Source organism: Thiomicrospira sp. R3 (assembly GCF_029581415.1).
GTDB lineage: Bacteria > Pseudomonadota > Gammaproteobacteria > Thiomicrospirales > Thiomicrospiraceae > Thiomicrospira.
This window is the reverse complement of the sequence record NZ_CP121121.1, coordinates 237,233-254,088: the sequence shown is the minus strand read 5'-3', so window position 1 is coordinate 254,088 and position 16,856 is coordinate 237,233. Positions and strand designations below refer to the sequence as shown.

Annotated in this window: 13 protein-coding genes, 1 tRNA gene and 1 pseudogene; 8 read left to right on the top strand and 7 right to left on the bottom strand. The window is 42.7% G+C overall.

Annotation, left to right across the window (positions count from 1 at the left end; genetic code table 11):
• Positions 1-9: 9 nt before the first annotated feature.
• Complete coding sequence (gene tsaD / locus P8S55_RS01295) at positions 10-1,059, bottom strand: tRNA (adenosine(37)-N6)-threonylcarbamoyltransferase complex transferase subunit TsaD (RefSeq protein WP_289224493.1); 1,050 nt, start codon at positions 1,057-1,059, stop codon at positions 10-12.
• A 171-nt stretch (positions 1,060-1,230) separates the two neighbouring features.
• Here tsaD and rpsU point away from each other — a divergent pair, with 171 nt between their 5' ends.
• The 5 genes from rpsU (at position 1,231) to P8S55_RS01270 (ending at position 5,807) form a co-directional block, all read left to right on the top strand.
• Positions 1,231-1,443 (top strand): 30S ribosomal protein S21, encoded by a 213-nt coding sequence (rpsU, locus tag P8S55_RS01290; RefSeq protein ID WP_248850053.1) that lies wholly within the window; start codon positions 1,231-1,233, stop codon positions 1,441-1,443.
• A 19-nt stretch (positions 1,444-1,462) separates the two neighbouring features.
• Positions 1,463-1,909: a GatB/YqeY domain-containing protein gene (locus P8S55_RS01285; protein ID WP_289224492.1), complete on the top strand. Its 447-nt coding sequence runs from the start codon at positions 1,463-1,465 to the stop codon at positions 1,907-1,909.
• Positions 1,910-2,009: 100 nt separating this feature from the next.
• A complete protein-coding gene (gene dnaG / locus P8S55_RS01280) occupies positions 2,010-3,773 on the top strand; it encodes a DNA primase (protein WP_289224491.1) in 1,764 nt (587 codons plus the stop codon).
• Positions 3,774-3,844: 71 nt separating this feature from the next.
• Complete coding sequence (gene rpoD / locus P8S55_RS01275; RefSeq protein WP_289224490.1) at positions 3,845-5,629, top strand: RNA polymerase sigma factor RpoD; 1,785 nt, start codon at positions 3,845-3,847, stop codon at positions 5,627-5,629.
• Positions 5,630-5,730: 101 nt separating this feature from the next.
• Positions 5,731-5,807 (top strand) — tRNA-Ile (locus tag P8S55_RS01270).
• 122 nt (positions 5,808-5,929) lie between these two features.
• On the opposite strand, the gene P8S55_RS01265 is transcribed toward P8S55_RS01270, so the two are convergent.
• From P8S55_RS01265 to P8S55_RS01240, 6 genes and pseudogenes are all read right to left on the bottom strand, one after another.
• Positions 5,930-7,417 (bottom strand): type II secretion system protein, encoded by a 1,488-nt coding sequence (locus tag P8S55_RS01265; RefSeq protein WP_289224489.1) that lies wholly within the window; start codon positions 7,415-7,417, stop codon positions 5,930-5,932.
• A 13-nt stretch (positions 7,418-7,430) separates the two neighbouring features.
• The gene (locus P8S55_RS01260; RefSeq protein WP_289224488.1) at positions 7,431-8,891 is read right to left on the bottom strand and encodes a type II secretion system protein; all 1,461 of its coding nucleotides are present in this window, start codon (positions 8,889-8,891) and stop codon (positions 7,431-7,433) included.
• Between the two features lie 18 nt (positions 8,892-8,909).
• Entirely contained in the window at positions 8,910-10,574 is a 1,665-nt protein-coding gene (locus P8S55_RS01255) for a type II secretion system protein (RefSeq protein WP_289224487.1), read from the bottom strand.
• Positions 10,565-11,083: a hypothetical protein gene (locus tag P8S55_RS01250; protein ID WP_289224486.1), complete on the bottom strand. Its 519-nt coding sequence runs from the start codon at positions 11,081-11,083 to the stop codon at positions 10,565-10,567. The genes P8S55_RS01255 and P8S55_RS01250 overlap by 10 nt, the downstream gene beginning before the upstream one ends.
• 56 nt (positions 11,084-11,139) lie before the next feature.
• Positions 11,140-12,015 carry an HNH endonuclease gene (locus P8S55_RS01245; protein ID WP_503010452.1) on the bottom strand — a complete coding sequence of 292 codons (876 nt, stop codon included), beginning with the start codon at positions 12,013-12,015 and terminating at the stop codon, positions 11,140-11,142.
• 18 nt (positions 12,016-12,033) lie between these two features.
• Positions 12,034-12,350, bottom strand: a pseudogene (locus tag P8S55_RS01240) (RRXRR domain-containing protein); the annotation flags it as partial.
• A 508-nt stretch (positions 12,351-12,858) separates the two neighbouring features.
• Between P8S55_RS01240 and P8S55_RS01235 the strand changes: the two are divergent.
• From P8S55_RS01235 to P8S55_RS01225, 3 genes are all read left to right on the top strand, one after another.
• Complete coding sequence (locus tag P8S55_RS01235; RefSeq protein WP_289224483.1) at positions 12,859-13,185, top strand: hypothetical protein; 327 nt, start codon at positions 12,859-12,861, stop codon at positions 13,183-13,185.
• A gap of 64 nt (positions 13,186-13,249) precedes the next feature.
• Positions 13,250-14,161 carry a chemotaxis protein CheV gene (locus P8S55_RS01230; protein ID WP_289224482.1) on the top strand — a complete coding sequence of 304 codons (912 nt, stop codon included), beginning with the start codon at positions 13,250-13,252 and terminating at the stop codon, positions 14,159-14,161.
• Positions 14,162-14,214: 53 nt separating this feature from the next.
• Positions 14,215-16,854 (top strand): PAS domain S-box protein, encoded by a 2,640-nt coding sequence (locus P8S55_RS01225; protein ID WP_289224481.1) that lies wholly within the window; start codon positions 14,215-14,217, stop codon positions 16,852-16,854.
• Positions 16,855-16,856: the final 2 nt, after the last annotated feature.

Genomic DNA, 16,856 nt, shown 5'->3' with positions numbered 1-16,856 from the left:
TCTTGTAAGTCAAGGGCTATCAATGGCGCTAAGGTCTTCTAAAGACCAACGTGCCTTGGCGGCAAAGTTTAAATCGTTCTGCTCACCAGCCATCAAGCGTTGTGCGCCCGCGTACGCAATCATCGCGGCATTGTCGGTACAAAACTCCAGTCTTGGGTAAAATGCCTGACCTTTACGTTTTGCCATTAATTGATCTAGTTTAGCGCGAATTTCGCGGTTGGCGCTGACGCCACCGGATACCACGATTCGGTTTAAGCCTTCTTGGTCAAGTGCGCGTTTGCATTTAATCGTTAAGGTGTCGGCGACGGCCAGTTCAAAAGCACGACAAATATCTGCGCGAGTTTGGTCATTATCTTCGCCTTGGGCTTGTGCTTTTTTCCAGGTATTTAAGCTAAAGGTTTTTAAACCGCTAAAGCTCATGTCGAGGCCAGGGCGGTCAACCATCGGTCGCGGAAAGCGATAGCGGGTTTCGTCGCCGCTGAGCGCGAGTTTCGATACCATCGGACCACCCGGATAGCCCAGCCCCATCATTTTAGCGGTTTTGTCAAAGGCTTCGCCAGCGGCATCGTCGAGGGTGTCGCCCAGTAGTTTATAGCGCCCAATGCCATCAACCCGAATAATCATGCTGTGGCCACCGGATACTAAAAGGGCTATAAATGGGAAAGCGGGAGGCTTGTCCTCTAGCATGGGCGCAAGCAAATGCCCTTCCATATGGTGAACGCCAATTGCAGGTATATTCCAGGCAAACGCCAGGCTTCGTGCAATCGCACCGCCTGATAAGAGGGCGCCAATAAGTCCTGGGCCTGCAGTATAGGCGATGCCGTTAATCTTCGGCTGCTTAGCCTGCTCAAGTGTTTGCATAATAAGCGGTGTTATTTTGCGGATATGGTCACGTGATGCCAACTCGGGTACTACGCCGCCATATTCAGCGTGAAGTTCAACCTGACTATAAAGGTTGTGAGCGAGTAGCCCTTGATGACTATCATAAATAGCGACCGCACTCTCATCACAGGAGCTTTCAATAGCAAGTACGCAGGTAGATTGAGGTGAATTATTCATTAAGATATGACCAGACTTTAAAAATAAACCAAGATTTTAACAAAATTTCTCAAATTTATTTGCAAAAGGAGTCAAGCAAAATTATAATCCTCTTCTTTAATGCTGCTGCTGAGGAAGACTCGGTTTCAGTTTAGACAGAATTTTTAATCAAATCTAAAGAAGAAGAGCTTTATGCCAATTGTAAAAGTAAGAGATACCGAACCATTTGATGTGGCCCTACGTCGTTTTAAACGTGCTTGTGAAAAAGCAGGTGTTTTGACTGAATCACGTAAGCGTGAATACTATGAAAAGCCAACCTGGGCTAAAAAGCGTATGAAAGCCGCAGCAGTAAAGCGACTAGCAAAGCGTTTGTCGCGTGAGCGTCGTCGTTTAACTTCACGTTAATTCGATTTGGAATGAATTGATGAGCGAATATAAGTCAAAACTGACTGAAGAAATGAAACGCTGTATGAAGGCAGGCGAAAAATCACGCCTGCTTGTTGTGCGAACATTACTTGCAGCCATTAAGCAACAAGAAATTGATCAGCAAATAACGCTTGATGATACCCAAATTCTTGCTGTGCTTGATAAAGCGGTCAAACAGCGCAGAGATTCGATTAATCAGTTCACTGAAGCCGGCCGTCAAGATCTTGCTGACAATGAAATAGCTGAAATGGTGATCATTCAGGAATTTATGCCCCAGCCTTTGAAAGAAACAGAAATCGCCCAGATGGTCGCAGATGCTGTTGCTCAGGTTGAAGCCAAAAGCATGCAAGATATGGGTAAAGTGATGGCATTGCTCAAGCCACAAATGCAAGGGCGTGCAGATATGGCGCAGGTAAGTCAAAAAATAAAATCCGCAATCGGTTAGCGCCTGCACTTTAATTTCTGGCTTATATTCAAAAAACCCGTTAACTTATAGTTAATGGGTTTTTGTGTTTTATTAAGTCCACTGTTTCAATGGAGAAGGTATGGAGTTAAAAGGGGCGATTCCACGCGACTTTATTGACTCTCTTCTAGCGCGTGCTGATATCGTTTCAGTGATCAATCAGCGCGTTCCGTTAAAAAAAGCCGGGGTTACATTTAAGGCCTGCTGCCCATTTCATCAAGAAAAAACGGCTTCTTTTAATGTTAACCCAACCAAGCAATTTTATCATTGCTTTGGTTGCGGTGCACATGGTGATGCGATTACGTTTATCATGGAGTATGAAGGGCTAACATTTGTTGAGGCTGTAGAGTCTTTGGCAGCACAGCTAGGAATGGACGTACCGCGACAAAAGGTAACAGAAAAACAGAAAAATCAACAACGCCAAGCACGTGATCACTATGAGGTCATGCAGGCAGCCGCTAAGTTTTACCGACATCAGTTACGTGATCACCCCGCTTCGGAACAGGCTAAAGCTTATTTACGTAAGCGAGGATTAAGCGCTGAGATTGCTAAACGCTTTGTTATAGGTTTTGCGCCACCAGGCTGGGAAAGTTTACAACCAGGCCTGGTGGCAGATCAACGCCTGACAGCACAGTTGGTCGAATTGGGGCTGTTGGTGGAAAAAGAGCCTAATAAGCACTATGACCGATTTCGTAATCGAATTATGTTTCCCATTCGGGATGGTCGTGGCCGCGTGATTGCATTTGGTGGCCGAGTATTATCAAATCAGGATCAGCCTAAATACTTAAACTCGCCGGAAACACCTATTTTTCATAAAAGCTATACACTTTATGGCTTGTACGAACTGCGTCAAGCTCGCCAGTCGTATCAAAATATTATTGTTGTCGAAGGCTATATGGACGTAGTGGCTTTAGCACAGTTCGGTATTCATAATGTGGTTGCTACCCTTGGGACAGCAACCACACCCGATCACCTGAATATGTTATTCAAGCAAATTGATGAAATTGTATTTTGCTTTGATGGTGATCAGGCTGGGTTGAAAGCGGCATGGAAAGCGGCTGAACTGGCCATTCCATTAATGGCGCAAACCCGTTCAGTAAAGTTTTTGTTTTTAGCTCAAGGCGAAGACCCAGATTCAACAGTACGCAACGAAGGGGCGGATGGGTTTCAGCATCGGGTTGAACAGGCCTTAACCCTGTCTGTTTTTTGGCTTCAAGGGTTGCAAAATCAATTGAGCAATCCTATTTCAACACGAGAAGGGCGTCAGCAGCTGGTTGCTTTAGCCCAGCCCTATATCCACTTGGCGCAAGGGCTTTATCAATATTTATTGGTGGAGGCGGTGGCGGATGCAGTGGACTTACCTGCTTGGCGTTTAGAGAAGCAAATGGGTGTTCGAAGCGGTTTTGCCCCCTTTAAAACACCATTGGCGCGTAAAAAACCGGCAGACTTGCCTTCTGTTCAGCAAGTTATGACCTTGTCTAAACACTTGGCATGCGTGTTGCTAAATCGACCAGAGTGGGCGGGCGTTATGCAGCAGGTTATTGCAAATGCCCTACAAGCGTCGCTGCGACGGGATGACCAGTTTTTATATGGACTAATTGCACAGTTGGCGCAGCATTATGATTTAAATCAAGCGGTAAATTGGTTGGTACAGGCAGGATATGGTCAAGAGTATGACTATATCCGTATGAGAAGTCTGCCAACCGATGAGGATAGTCTTAAGCAGTACTTCCAGGAAAGTGCTAATCGTTTGCTTGATGAATTAGAGAAGAAAAATCTACTTGAGCAAGGTTATCAGCACAAGGGATTAAAAGCGTTACAAGATTTTATGGAAAAAAAATACTAGTAGTTTGATATAATTAAATGTTAGGTTTTCACTGAGTATGAAGACATCTTATAGGGTTATTTGAGGCAGACATGACAAAAATAGAAAGAAAGCAGCAGTTAATTGACTTGATTGAGCGTGCGAAGGATCTGGGTTACTTAACCTATGCAGACATTAATGATGTATTGCCTGATGATATTGAAGAAGATCAGCTCGGTCAAGTGATTACTATTTTGACAGATTTCGGTATTCAACTATTTGATATGCCGCCTGAAGAAGATGAGTTGCTAACTAAAGAAGGCGGCGCGTTTGACGAAGCTGCCGCTGAAGCGGCCCTTCTTGCTTTGTCAGAGGTTGACTCAGAGTTTGGGCGTACTACTGATCCCGTTCGTATGTATATGCGCGAAATGGGCTCGGTGGAATTGCTAACACGAAAGGGTGAAATTGATATTGCCAAACGCATTGAATCGAATATTCGTGATATGTTGGATTCCTTGTCTAAATTCCCTGTCTGTGCAGAGCGTATTCTTAAAGCCTTTATCAGGATGGATGACGGTGAAGGTAAGGTTGCTGATGTGATTCAAAGTTTTATTCGACCCGAAGACTTGATCGACTTAGCGGTTGAAGAGTTGAATGCGGATACCGAAAGTGAACCAAGAGATAACACTATTGATCCTGCTGAGCTTGAAGCTTATTTGGCCAAACTTGAAAAGTTACATCGGGCAGCGGTCAAAGCCGAAGATGAGTATGGTTCAAGTGATGCAAAAGCCAAGAAAAAACGTGCCATGGTGGTAGAACACCTCGCAACTGTTAGGCTTGTGCCTTTGTTTACTAACGGAATTATCCGCGATATCAAGCTTAAGATAGCGGGTATTCGTGACCAAGAGCGTGTGATTGTTGATTCAGTTGTTCGTAAAGTCGGGGTGCCGCGCACAGAGTTTGTGAAACTGTTTGTAGAAGCAGAAACGGATAAGCAATTAGTTGATAAGTTGATTGAGCAGTTTCCAGCTAAAGCAACTGCGCTTGAAGATATAAGATCGGATGTTAAACGAGCTCAGAAGCGTTTGGCGCTGATAGAAAAATCTGAAAAAATGGCGATAAGCTATTACAAAAAAGTTTATAAGGATTTAAGTAAGTCCGAGAGCTTAACCCGCGCTGCGAAACGCGAGATGATTGAAGCTAACTTGCGTCTTGTTATTTCGATCGCTAAAAAATATACCAACCGCGGCCTTCAGTTTTTAGATTTGATCCAAGAAGGGAATATTGGATTAATGAAAGCGGTTGATAAGTTTGAATATCGTCGTGGCTATAAGTTCTCAACCTATGCAACCTGGTGGATTCGTCAGGCGATTACGCGTTCCATTGCCGACCAAGCCCGCACTATTCGTATTCCAGTGCACATGATAGAGACGATCAACAAGCTAAACCGTATTCAGCGCCAATTATTGCAAAAAATGGGTCGTGAACCGACACCTGAAGAGTTGGCAGAGGAAATGGAAATGCCAGAGGATAAGATTCGAAAAGTGATGAAAATTGCTAAAGAACCGATTTCTATGGAAACTCCAGTGGGTGATGATGAAGACTCATCACTAGGTGATTTTATTGAAGACTCAAATATTCTATCTCCGTCAGATTCAGCAGACCAAGAAGGTATGAGTGAAACGGTTCGAGAAATGCTAGGTACGTTGACGCCAAGAGAGGCAAAAGTGTTGCGTATGCGTTTTGGTTTAGGCATGAATACCGACCATACGTTGGAAGAAGTCGGAAAACAATTTGATGTCACGCGTGAGCGTATCCGTCAAATCGAAGCGAAAGCCCTGCGCAAACTACGTCATCCAAGCCGTGCTGAACGTTTACGCAGCTTCTTAGATCATTAAGCTTTAGGTCAAAATAGGCTTTAAATATAATTTAAAACCGTTATAATAACCGCGCTTTAACAACCAGGCCTGGTTGTTAAAGCGAAACCCTTTCTAAAAAGGGGCCCTTAGCTCAGTTGGTTAGAGCAAACGACTCATAATCGTTAGGTCCACGGTTCAAGTCCGTGAGGGCCCACCATTAAAAACCTCTTTAATAGCACAATGCAGTAAATTACTGTTTATTATGTTTTGCGCAGTACTAATACTGCTCATTTGATTCGGTAAATTAAAAAACAGGTTTTTGAATTCTTTTATATAATTTTACATTTTGGCCGCAACCAATAAGTGCGATTTAACTGCAGGGACTATAGCTGTTACTGCTCGTCGTAGTTTGGCAGTAAATGGCAGAAACGCCAACGAGTCTATCATGTTGCCATGCATTATTTGCCCACTGTGAGGCTGTTTTTTAAGATATACCACAGTGTTTCCTCCTGCATTAATACTTGGACTGGAATTTAAATTGCCGCCAATATATACATCATTATCACCTGAACCGAGTATTACGCCAGAACCATTAATATCTCCTTCTTTTCTAATTATATTATTACCTGATCCGATTTCAATGGTAGAGTTCATGTTTCCATAAACATCCACTCTATTGTTACCATTCCCAAGAAAAATGCCGGTGCCATTAAGATTTCCATCAACGCGTATAAGATTATGACCATCCCCAGCATCAATACGAGCATTCATATCGTTTCTAATATCTAATGTATTATCGCCTTCAGCTAAGTTAATGCTTTTGTTCATGTCATTTCCGATTCTGATCGAGTTATTGCTATTGTTTGTAGCTATATTATGATCGCTATTGTAGTCACCGCTGGACGTTGTATGATTTACGTCAGGGTTCAGAAAGAATGACCCTTCAGCTCTAATCGTTGATTGCCCAAAGCTATTAGGCGTTCCATTGCTATCATCTCCATTCGGATCGTTAGCCTCACTAGTATCATCATTGTTTTCGTTATTGTTCTGCTGCGGGTTTTGTTGTTGAGGTGTTATGTTGAAAGACAAAACGCTTGCCACACGCTTTATTTCCAATGCACCTAGCCAAATGAGAGCATCGTCAAAATCATCATTCTGTGGGGCTTGGTAAAATAGGCGTTGGTTATCAATTTCAATGGGGTTGTTACAATTGTTTTCCTCAAAACCGGAAACATTAAAGCATCCGTTTTTACCATGTGAAACAACAACAAGGGGAACTTGTATAGCTACAGGATCAGTCGAGTTAGATATTTGATAATTACCTAAACTGAAGTCATCTGCTGTGCTTGAGTTGGGAGGCGTTGTACGATTAAAACAGGAGCGTTCATTGTTACATTCACTGCCAAAAAAACTAGCGGTTAAACTTGAGTCGATAACATTTGCTCTTGAATTTGATTGACGGTTGACATGGTATGTGTAAGGTTTTCCATAAACATTAACTGAATGAGTACCAAGATCTGCAAATGGCAAGCCACCAGAGGTTTGTGTGCAATAGATATCATCTGGTGGACTATCACGCTTAGCTGTTCCATCAAATCCCAGGTTCTCGCTACCATCGTTGTTTGTATCTGGACAAGGTAAGTAGCCATTTTTTGCTACATAACTCAATAGTGCCGCTTTAATGTCTTGGAGGCGCTGTTGATCTTTAACAAAGTCTTGGCTATCTTTAACACCGCCCATGCTTGAAAAAACAAGTGCAGAAATAATACCGATTATGGCAATAACCAGCACAATTTCAATGAGGGTAAATCCTTGGTTTTTTTTCATGTTACCAACTTTCTTAATCTTCGACTAATTCAATTGTAATGGGGGTTACCTTGCCAGGGTCAAAAATAATGGCTGTCCAATTCCCATCTGCATCAGCCGTAACCGTATCTATTAAGTTGTTGTCTTTATCATAAATATTAATTTGTGAACCTGCTGGAGCAGTTCCTGTAATTCTCTCGGCTTTAAAGCCAACGGTTTCATTTGCATTTTGATCATTAACTGCATATGAAAGGTTATTTGCTCTTTGTACTCCAGTATGATCTATAACAAGAACTGTTTCTATATTTCCTACAGCACCCCTAAAAACTACTATATTTCTAAGGTCATCCTGTAAAGACACATCATCAGATCTAGAAATAGTTCCTAGCATAGTGCGGGTGGACCCCTCCTGACTCCAGCTAAGAAAATATACACTACCAACTTCAAAAAAATACGTTGATCCACTGGCTTCGGTTGCCTGAATTATTAGATTTGTTGTGTTTTCAATGTTTAAATCGTTTGTGTGTATTACTTGTCGATTATTTTGAGTGAATACATTGCTTTCTAAGCCAACAGCAAAACCATTATCTCCGAGTCCTCCCCATAAACGATCAATAATATCAACAGTATTTCCGCCCACTATTTCTTCGGACTCCTCGTTTACTGTAATTGTTTCCTCAGGCGGTGGGGGAGGTGTGTGGTTCTCTTCTGGTGGTAGGTTGGTATTGTTAGAAACGGATTGATGGTTGTCTGAAATTTTGATGTCAAATGAAGATATCCAAATTAATAAATCATCAAATTGATTCACTCCATGCCTATTCTGGGCGGCCTGAAAAACCTGAGTTTGGTTATCTGAAAATTGTGATAAGTCGCAATTCCAGCTCTCAAAATTGCTTGCTCCTGGGCAGCCATTTTGTCCATGAGAAATAACTAAAAGTGGAATTTGGTTTGCTATAACATTGGCTCCATCAGAAACTTGGTAGTTGCCTAGGTTTTCAGTAGTTTGTCCTAAAATTGGAGGAGTATTCATTCTAAAGCAAGGGGCATCAGCATTATTTCTAGTATCTAAATCAGCACATGCTCCATTGCCAAAATAACTGGCACTGCTTTGAGAGTCAGTTATGTCACTTAAGTTTTCTACGTTTGTATTAACTATATAAGAAAAAGGCAGCCCCCAGGCATTGAGTGGATGGGTTCCAAGGTCAATATATGGTAGTGTGCCAGAAAAGGAGCTACAGGTCTGAGCGTTTCTATTTTCAGTCCCAGTGTTATCCGTATCTGGGCAAGGCAAATACCCGTTAATGGCTACAAAATTTATAAGTGATTTTTTTATGTCTTGGAGTTTTACTTGGTCTTCTTTAAATTTTGCGCTTTCACGCATTGCTCCTATGCCAGATATAACCCCTGCGGTGATAATGCCTAATACCGCGATAATTAGCGCAATTTCAATCAGAGTGAAACCGTTAATAGCATGAACTTTTTTTGGATTTTTCATAACTGTTGTTTGCTCATTTTATTCAAGAATTTCTTCAATTATTAAGTAATGGAATTCTGTCGGTGAGTGGTTCCATGTTCTTAAGCCAGTATAAAGCTGTGCTTTTTCACCAATAATTAAATGTTCTATTGTTACGCCTTTTGATGTTACAGTTTCAGTTAAGTAACTGTTTGCTCTAGGTTTTGGGTAGTCAAACTGAGCAACAAGCCTCGTCCAGTCTTTATCTAAATCATTCCAGCCGACAATTCGAATGTTTGCGTTTCGATTTGTATCGCTACCGGTTACAATAATATCGGTCTGATATACTTGTACCCACCAGTTTGGATCAGCAAATCGGTCGGGTACAAATGTGCGTTCAATTTCATAATCAATTCTTTCTTGAGTTTTAGGATCAGAATCCGCCGGCGCTGGATATCTTGGGTAGTAAAAATCAACGGCTTGTTCAGCGTTATTGTAATTATTGATATCAAGAAGGTTCCATGGACGAATAAGCTGTCGACTAAATTCTGCAGTATGTCCACGATCAAACTGATAAACATAGCCCTTTTGAATTCTTGAATTATTTCTTAAAGTAATATCATTATCCTCAAGGTAGGTATCAAAAAACGCCGCAAAGCCGCCTTCATTCCACACTTGGTTGGAATCATGCCTTTCTTGGGTTAGTCGTGCTTTAATGGAAATTTTATATTGTTTAAAATCAGCGGGTATTGGAACCAGTAAAATTTGTTCACCTGGTTTTTGTACACTTAGCAACGAGTCTACTGGATTACCAGCCTCGTCGGTCATGCCTGGTTTTTCTCTGGGTATCCAAGCATTTTGCCCCCCCCTACCGTCAATGTAGCGGACATATTCACGAGATAGGAATTCATTGATCTCTTCAGACGACATCTTTGCAAAATTATATACAATTCTTCTCGGGATTCTTACCGTTGACCGATCAATCGAGGTGGCCGATTTTATCTCTTGTGCTGATAGCCAAATCAAGACATCATCAAAACTGTTTCTTTGTTGGGCTGCCTGGTAGAAAACATTGCTATTGCCATTAGGCGAACAATTGTGTTGTTCAAAAATAGACTCACCGGGGCAGCCATTTTGTCCATGGGAAATAACGACTAGGGGTATATGGTCAGCGAATACTCTTGTTCCAGTCTCATCATTTTGAACGCGAAGGTTACCCGCTCCTGGAATGCCTGGCATCGGTGGTGTGTCAAATTTAAAGCAAGGGGCTGTTGTTCCATTTTGGGTCGAAGTGTCAAGACAACTTCCACTTATAAAATAGCTTGCACTACTACTCGATGCTAGTGCATTAGACGCATCATTCGCGTTTTGGTTTATAACATAGGTGTAAGGAAGTCCGTAGGCGTTTTGCTGATGTGTTTCAAGATCTATAAAAGGCAAGTTCCCGGTTGTTGCAGTACAAACAGGTATTGTTAATTCCCTGTTTTCTCTACCGTTTCCGGTGGTGTCTGGGCAGGGGAGGTGGCCGTTAACACTAGCAAAACTGATTAAGGCTTGTTTAATGTCTTGAAGTTTTTGTTGGTCTTGCTTAAATTTTACTGTTTCACGGATAGCTCCCATACCAGCAAAAAGCCCCATCATAATAATGCCTACAATACCAATAACAATGGCAACTTCGACAAGGGTAAAACCGTTTTTTTTATTTTTATGAGAGGTTATGGACATATTTCTGATCTCGTAAGTTTAAGCACAAGCCTATCGTTGCCTTTAAATTTAAGCTTGATGGGGTAGTCTGTTGTGCAGATATTGAAAACACTTACTTTATCGTTACATTCTGCCCCAACTACTTCAGCTGTATTACCGTCTAGTTCGTAAGATAGGTTTTCGATTGACTCAAGTTCTTCAAAGCCAAATTTAAAGATATCTTTGTAGTCAAATTCAGTAAAACTATAAGCAAAGCTGCCCGTTTCTTTATCCCAGGGAAGGGGCAGGTATCGAACTCCTGGAGCTGGAGTCAAGTCATCACTTGTTGTTGTGTCGCAAAATAAATCTGGTTTTTCTGCAAACAGCAATAACCTATTTTTGATTGCGTTTAGGTGAGCCATTTGTTTTTCGCTTTGACCGAGGCGGAGTTTTTCAGGGCTTTGATTGAGCAGAGTGTACATCACCGTTGCGCCACCGACAATCAGTATTAGCATCATGAGCATTAATATTGAGCCGGTTTGCCGTTTCATCTGATTTTTGCGCGAGAGACACCGGGGTTTAGCCCGGTGAGGGATAGCGTCGGCCGTTAGGCCGCCTGTTTCTCGCGTTCTCCGTGAGTAAGTGCTATCGTTGTTAAATTAAAGCCATAACCGCTACCACGTTGGATTAACGTGCAGTGTTTGTGACTAATACCCTGAACCAAACCGTTGGCGGCTTGGATGTTAAACCTTCCGCTGGCACGAATTGCCACACGACCTGAGTAAATGCCTTGCTTTTTCCCACTGGGAACCACCGCTTTAACCTGATCGCCAGTCTGAAAGCCATGCACCGCTTTTTGGCGCATTAAGTAACCGCGTGGAAAGCCATACTTGTTCAGTCGTGTACGCTGATAACTCCCACGTCCGGTGCATTTAATACCCAAAACCGGTTTAACCCAGTTTTTAACCGGTTTTAAATCTTCGCCAACACAGCCCGCATCCAGCGCATGATGCTTGGGAATGCCTTGCTGTTTGCGATTAAACTTGGTCATCGCACCCGTTCCGGTATAGACCGATACGGTGGTTTTAGCCAACACCAGAAGTTCATGCAGCAAAGCGTTACGCGTAGTATTAACCGCCGCCGCGTCTTTGAGTCCTGTCCACTTGCCCTTAAGGGTTTTCTCAATCCCGATGGCACGGGCTTTATCCAGCTTGGATATGCCCAACAACCGTTTCCACTCTGAAAGCCGATGGTTGCCTTTCGCCTCATTACAGCTCCGACACGCGATGACCAAGTTTTTAACGCTGTGGCTGCCACCTTTTGAGCGAGGCTGGACGTGTTCCACCTCAAGCCTGTTGTCACCGCTTACTCCGTTGCAATACGCGCAGGTATGCTTGTGCTTGGTCAGCAGGTATTCCTTAACTTCAAACCCAAACAGTGTACCTTGTTGGTATTCGATACCGGAGATGTCGCCATTGAGCATCTTTTGCATATCAAACTTCACCCGTTCCATGCCAATGTCCGATACCAAAGCTGATTACGGCGACGGCGGCGCATGGCGCGTCGTGCGGTAAGCTGTTCACTAATCTGATGACTGCGGTGGTGAATCACACTTAACCACAATACCTTTAAATCCAGCTTGGATTCCAGTACAACCGCCATCCCCGCTTGCTTTGAGCCGGGATCGATTTTGACATGCACGGACTGACACACACCCGCTACCCGGTCTTTTAACCGAATAGTAAACGGCGTCATCAAATGCACCACCGCACGACCCCGCGAAAGCAGTAGCCTTGCGCGTTTCTCTGAGCACGGCATTAACGGCTTCTTGTTTTTTGCTAATACAAATACCGACATACGGTATTCTCCAAATTATTCCCCCTACGGGGCTAGTAACGTGCCTTTCGGCATCTCCCTTCGAGATTGACGATAACCGGCTCCCACCGAGGTGGCGACATCAAGATTGGGCACTTACCCTATGCCCGCATTCTCAACACCTTTTAGAGCAGTGGGCTAAGGAAGCACCCACTGGTAAGTCTTAACGACCCGTTATCGTCTGCTGCTTAATCTAAGATTAAGCCCTCTGGTCAACTAGGCTTTTACAAGCCTCGCCTTTCAAGGCGGGGTTGTTGACTTGGTGGTTATTCCCTAATAGATACACATAGCCTCTAATAATACGCCTGCAGATAGTGTGATTCAAGCGTTTCTGTATGAATCAATCAATGAGGCTATCTTGTCGATCATAAAAAAACCTTATTGTGCTCAATTGCAATTAAGGATTAGACTAACACATAGATGTAAAAATATTACCAATGAAACAACTAAGATGCGGCAGATAGTTTCGTCAATAACCGAGTCATCGGCCCAGCAGGCACAAGGGGTTGTGGAGGTGAATCAGTCGGTAGGGCATATTGAAGGTGTCACTAAGCAAAATGCGGACTTGGTTAAGCAAACCCGTCTCTGTGTTGAGCAAATGCAATCAGTTTCAGACCAATTAAAAGAATTGATGTCCCGCTTTAAAATTAGTAAGGTATCAAGCGGTCAATTGGGTCATAATGAGCATTTAAGGGTGATTGAGGCGCGATCAATCGCTAAGTTTACTAGGCCTGAATCGGTCGTGATAGAATCAAAGCCTAAATCACTTAAAGAATAAAAGCCCGTTAATGCCACTGCAGAGTAGGCAGAATTATAGCGTTCGGATTGAGGAGCACTTTGCGATGGATTTAAATACGATAGATAAAACAGCCAATTTAAGTAAAAATAACTCGATGAGTTTGATGATTTTTAAACTGGTTAATGAGCATGATGCTGATTTTACTCGTAATGCATTTTATGCTATGAATATTTTTAAAATTAAAGAAGTGTTAAATGCCTCTGAGTACCCGATCACTATGTCTAGTGCCAGTGCGGCGGAATTTTTTAAGGGTGTTATTTCGGTGCGTGGTGAGTATATCAGTGTGTATGATACGGCGCAGTGGTTTGGTTATCAAAAACAAGAAGCGACAGATCGTAGCGTTATTATTGTATGTGAAGTTAATCATCAAACTATTGGCTTATTGGTTGCCTATATTCATGGTGTGGCGGAAAAAGATTGGAAAGAGATCCAGCAAACCGATAAAAATGCACGAAAAATTGTATCGCAAACGCGCATAGAAGATCAGTTGTGTTTGGTTATGGATGTTGAGCAAATGATTGCGGAAATATCAGGAACAGATTTACACAAAGAAGCACAAGTCGAATCCTTAGGGCTGAAGTTTGAAAAAATAATCCTATTTGCTGATGATCAGGCTAGTATCCGTGGTTACGTTAAAGCCGTGTTAGAGAACCTTGGTGTTGAACACATGGTATTTGAAGATGGTGCGGGGATTATAGATTTTCTTCAGATTGAGGAAAATAGGGATAAGGTTGGTTTAGTTATCACTGATCTTGAAATGCCCAATGTGTCCGGTCACACGGTTATCCGTACTATCAAAGAGAAGATGGGCTTAAAGATTCCGGTTGTGGTGCATTCATCGATGACAGTAAGCGATTCAAAACGTCAAGCAACGGAGCTGGGTGCGGATGCGTTTATTGGTAAAATTGACACTAAGGAAATTGTCGCGGTGATTAAGAAATACTTCCTACATTAATGCTAAACCTCCAATCCTCGTTTATCAAACTGGAATAATTAGGAAGGTTAAGGGTGAAAAAGCTTTATTTATGGCTAGTGGATTATCTTGCACCAATTTTAGCTTTGTTTCTAGTCGTAGGGATCTCCCTAGTTTTTTGGCTACATATTGGTGCTTCTGAGCGGCATTTAAATCAAGTAGCGCTTGAAGATGCGCGAAATTTTTCAGGTTCGGTTGCGCAGTTTAGAAACTTCTATGCAGATACGATTGTGCCTGCAGTACGCCAGCATAATGTGCCGATTACCCATGACTATTTAAATATCCCAGGAACCCTGCCACTCCCTGCGACCTTTGCTATTGATTTTGGTGATAAGTTGTCATCAGACAGTAATTATAATGTTCGTCTGTACAGTGATCTCCCTTTTAGTTGGCGAAAAGGGGGTGGCTTGCGTGATGAGTTTGAGCGCCAAGCAATGGACTATTTACGTGAAAATCCGGAAGGTTATTTTAGCCGCAATGAAACGCTGTATGACGGAACCGAGGTTTTACGTTATGCCGTGGCAGATACCTTAACAGAATCCTGTGTGGCCTGTCATAACAGCTATCCTGGTACGCCTAGAACTGATTGGAAGTTAGGAGATGTTCGAGGGGTGTTAGAGGTTACTAGACCGATTTCTTCTTTACATATTAGTAACGAAGCCAGTGCGATGCGTACCTTTGTGGCAATGGTTGTTATGGCGGTTGTTGCGTTATTAATGTTGGGGTTGGTTTTACGAAGAAATAAGCAAACCATGGCTGAAGCGAAACGCCAACAACAAAAAACTCAGTCCATTATGGATTCGGTTGTGGATGCAATTATTGTTATTGATGATAAGGGCATTGTTTTGGAAGCCAACCGCTCACTAGAGTCTGTTCTTGGTTATTCAGCAGATGAGTTAGTGGGTAAGAATATTAAACTGATTGTGCCTGAGCCTGATCAATCGGCGCATGATGGCTACATCAAGCGCTATATGCTTGAAGGTCAGCCTAAGGTCATTGGCTTTACACGTCATGTAGAAGCCTTAACTAAAAGCGGAAAAATTATTCCGATTGATCTAGCGGTTAGTGAGGTTTGGGAAGGTGACAAACGACGTTTTACCGGTGTGATTCGAGACGTAACTGAGCGTAAAAAAGCGCAAATTGAAATAGAAAAAGCCCGCGATCAAGCGCTTCAATCTGCCAAAATGAAATCGGAATTTTTGGCTAATATGAGCCATGAAATTCGTACCCCTATGAATGGGGTGATAGGTATGACGGGTTTGTTGTTGGATACCCCGCTTACTAACGAGCAAAGGGAGTTGACTCTGACGGTTAAGTCGAGCGCTGATTCATTACTCGGTATCATTAATGATATTTTAGATTTTTCCAAGATCGAGGCAGGTAAGTTAGAAGTTTCGGTTGAGTCGGTAGATTTAATTGCTTTGCTTGATGGTGTGATTGATATGGTGGCGCCAAGTGCACAGGCCAAGGATATTAGTCTTGGTTATTTCATTTCACCCAAGTTACCCGCTAAGCTTAAAACAGATCCTGTTCGGCTTCGTCAGGTTTTAATTAATTTATTGGGTAATGGAATTAAATTCACTCCTGCGGGAGCGGTTTATTTAAATGTCAGCTTGGTTGCCAAAGCGGTTCAATTTGAAATTGTTGATTCAGGTATTGGTATTTCAGAGGAAGGCCAAGGTAAGTTGTTTGGCGCTTTTAGTCAGGTAGATAGCTCATCTACGCGTGGTTTTGGTGGCACGGGTTTAGGCTTGGCTATTTCGCGTCAATTAGTAGCGTTACTTGGTGGTCAGATTGCGGTTGAAAGCCAATTAGGCAAGGGTTCGCGGTTTTATTTTTCTTTGCCTTGTGAAGATGGGGGTTCTGAGCCTTGTTTAGGTGCCATGAATCAGCCCGTCAAACTAGCTTGGGTAATGAGTGATAACCTTTTACGCTCGATGTATATAAAGCAGTTTGCTGAATTGAATATTGAGGTTTTGGCTTTTGATTTGGTAGCGTTAAATGAAGCAAACCTTGATCCTGCTCTTCCCGTTTGGTTGGATATGTCTGAGGTTGCGCGGTCTTATGACCGACCCTTAAGTTTAATCAATGATATTAAAGCACAGCACCCTAGTGTTAGCTTAATGGTGAGTCATAAGCAAGCGAGTGAGTGGCGTGAGCAAATGGACAGATTGGGCGTTAAGGTCAGAATTAAGCCGATTAAGTATGGCAATCTGCCTCATTGGATTAATCATGTCATTTCGCCCCAGTCAGCCTTAGAAGCACAACCTGCGGTCGAGTGCGAAACAGCTAAATCGTTTGAACAAGCAAGGGTGTTGTTGGTCGAAGATAACCTAGTGAATCAAAAACTAGCGTTGGCGTTATTGAAAAGGCTTGCGTTAACGCCAGTGGTGGCGAATAACGGTCAAGAAGCCTTAGATATGTTAAGTCAGCAGCCGTTTGACCTGGTTTTAATGGACTGCCAGATGCCGGTAATGGATGGTTATACGGCTACACAATCACTTCGCGCTTCAACGAGTATCAATAAATCGATCCCTGTTATTGCTTTAACAGCCAATGCTATGCAGGGTGATGAAGAGCGTTGTTATGCCAGTGGCATGAATGATTATGTGGCTAAACCGATTAATCCGAAGACGCTTTCGGAAAAGTTGCATCATTGGTTGGATGCCTATTAGGG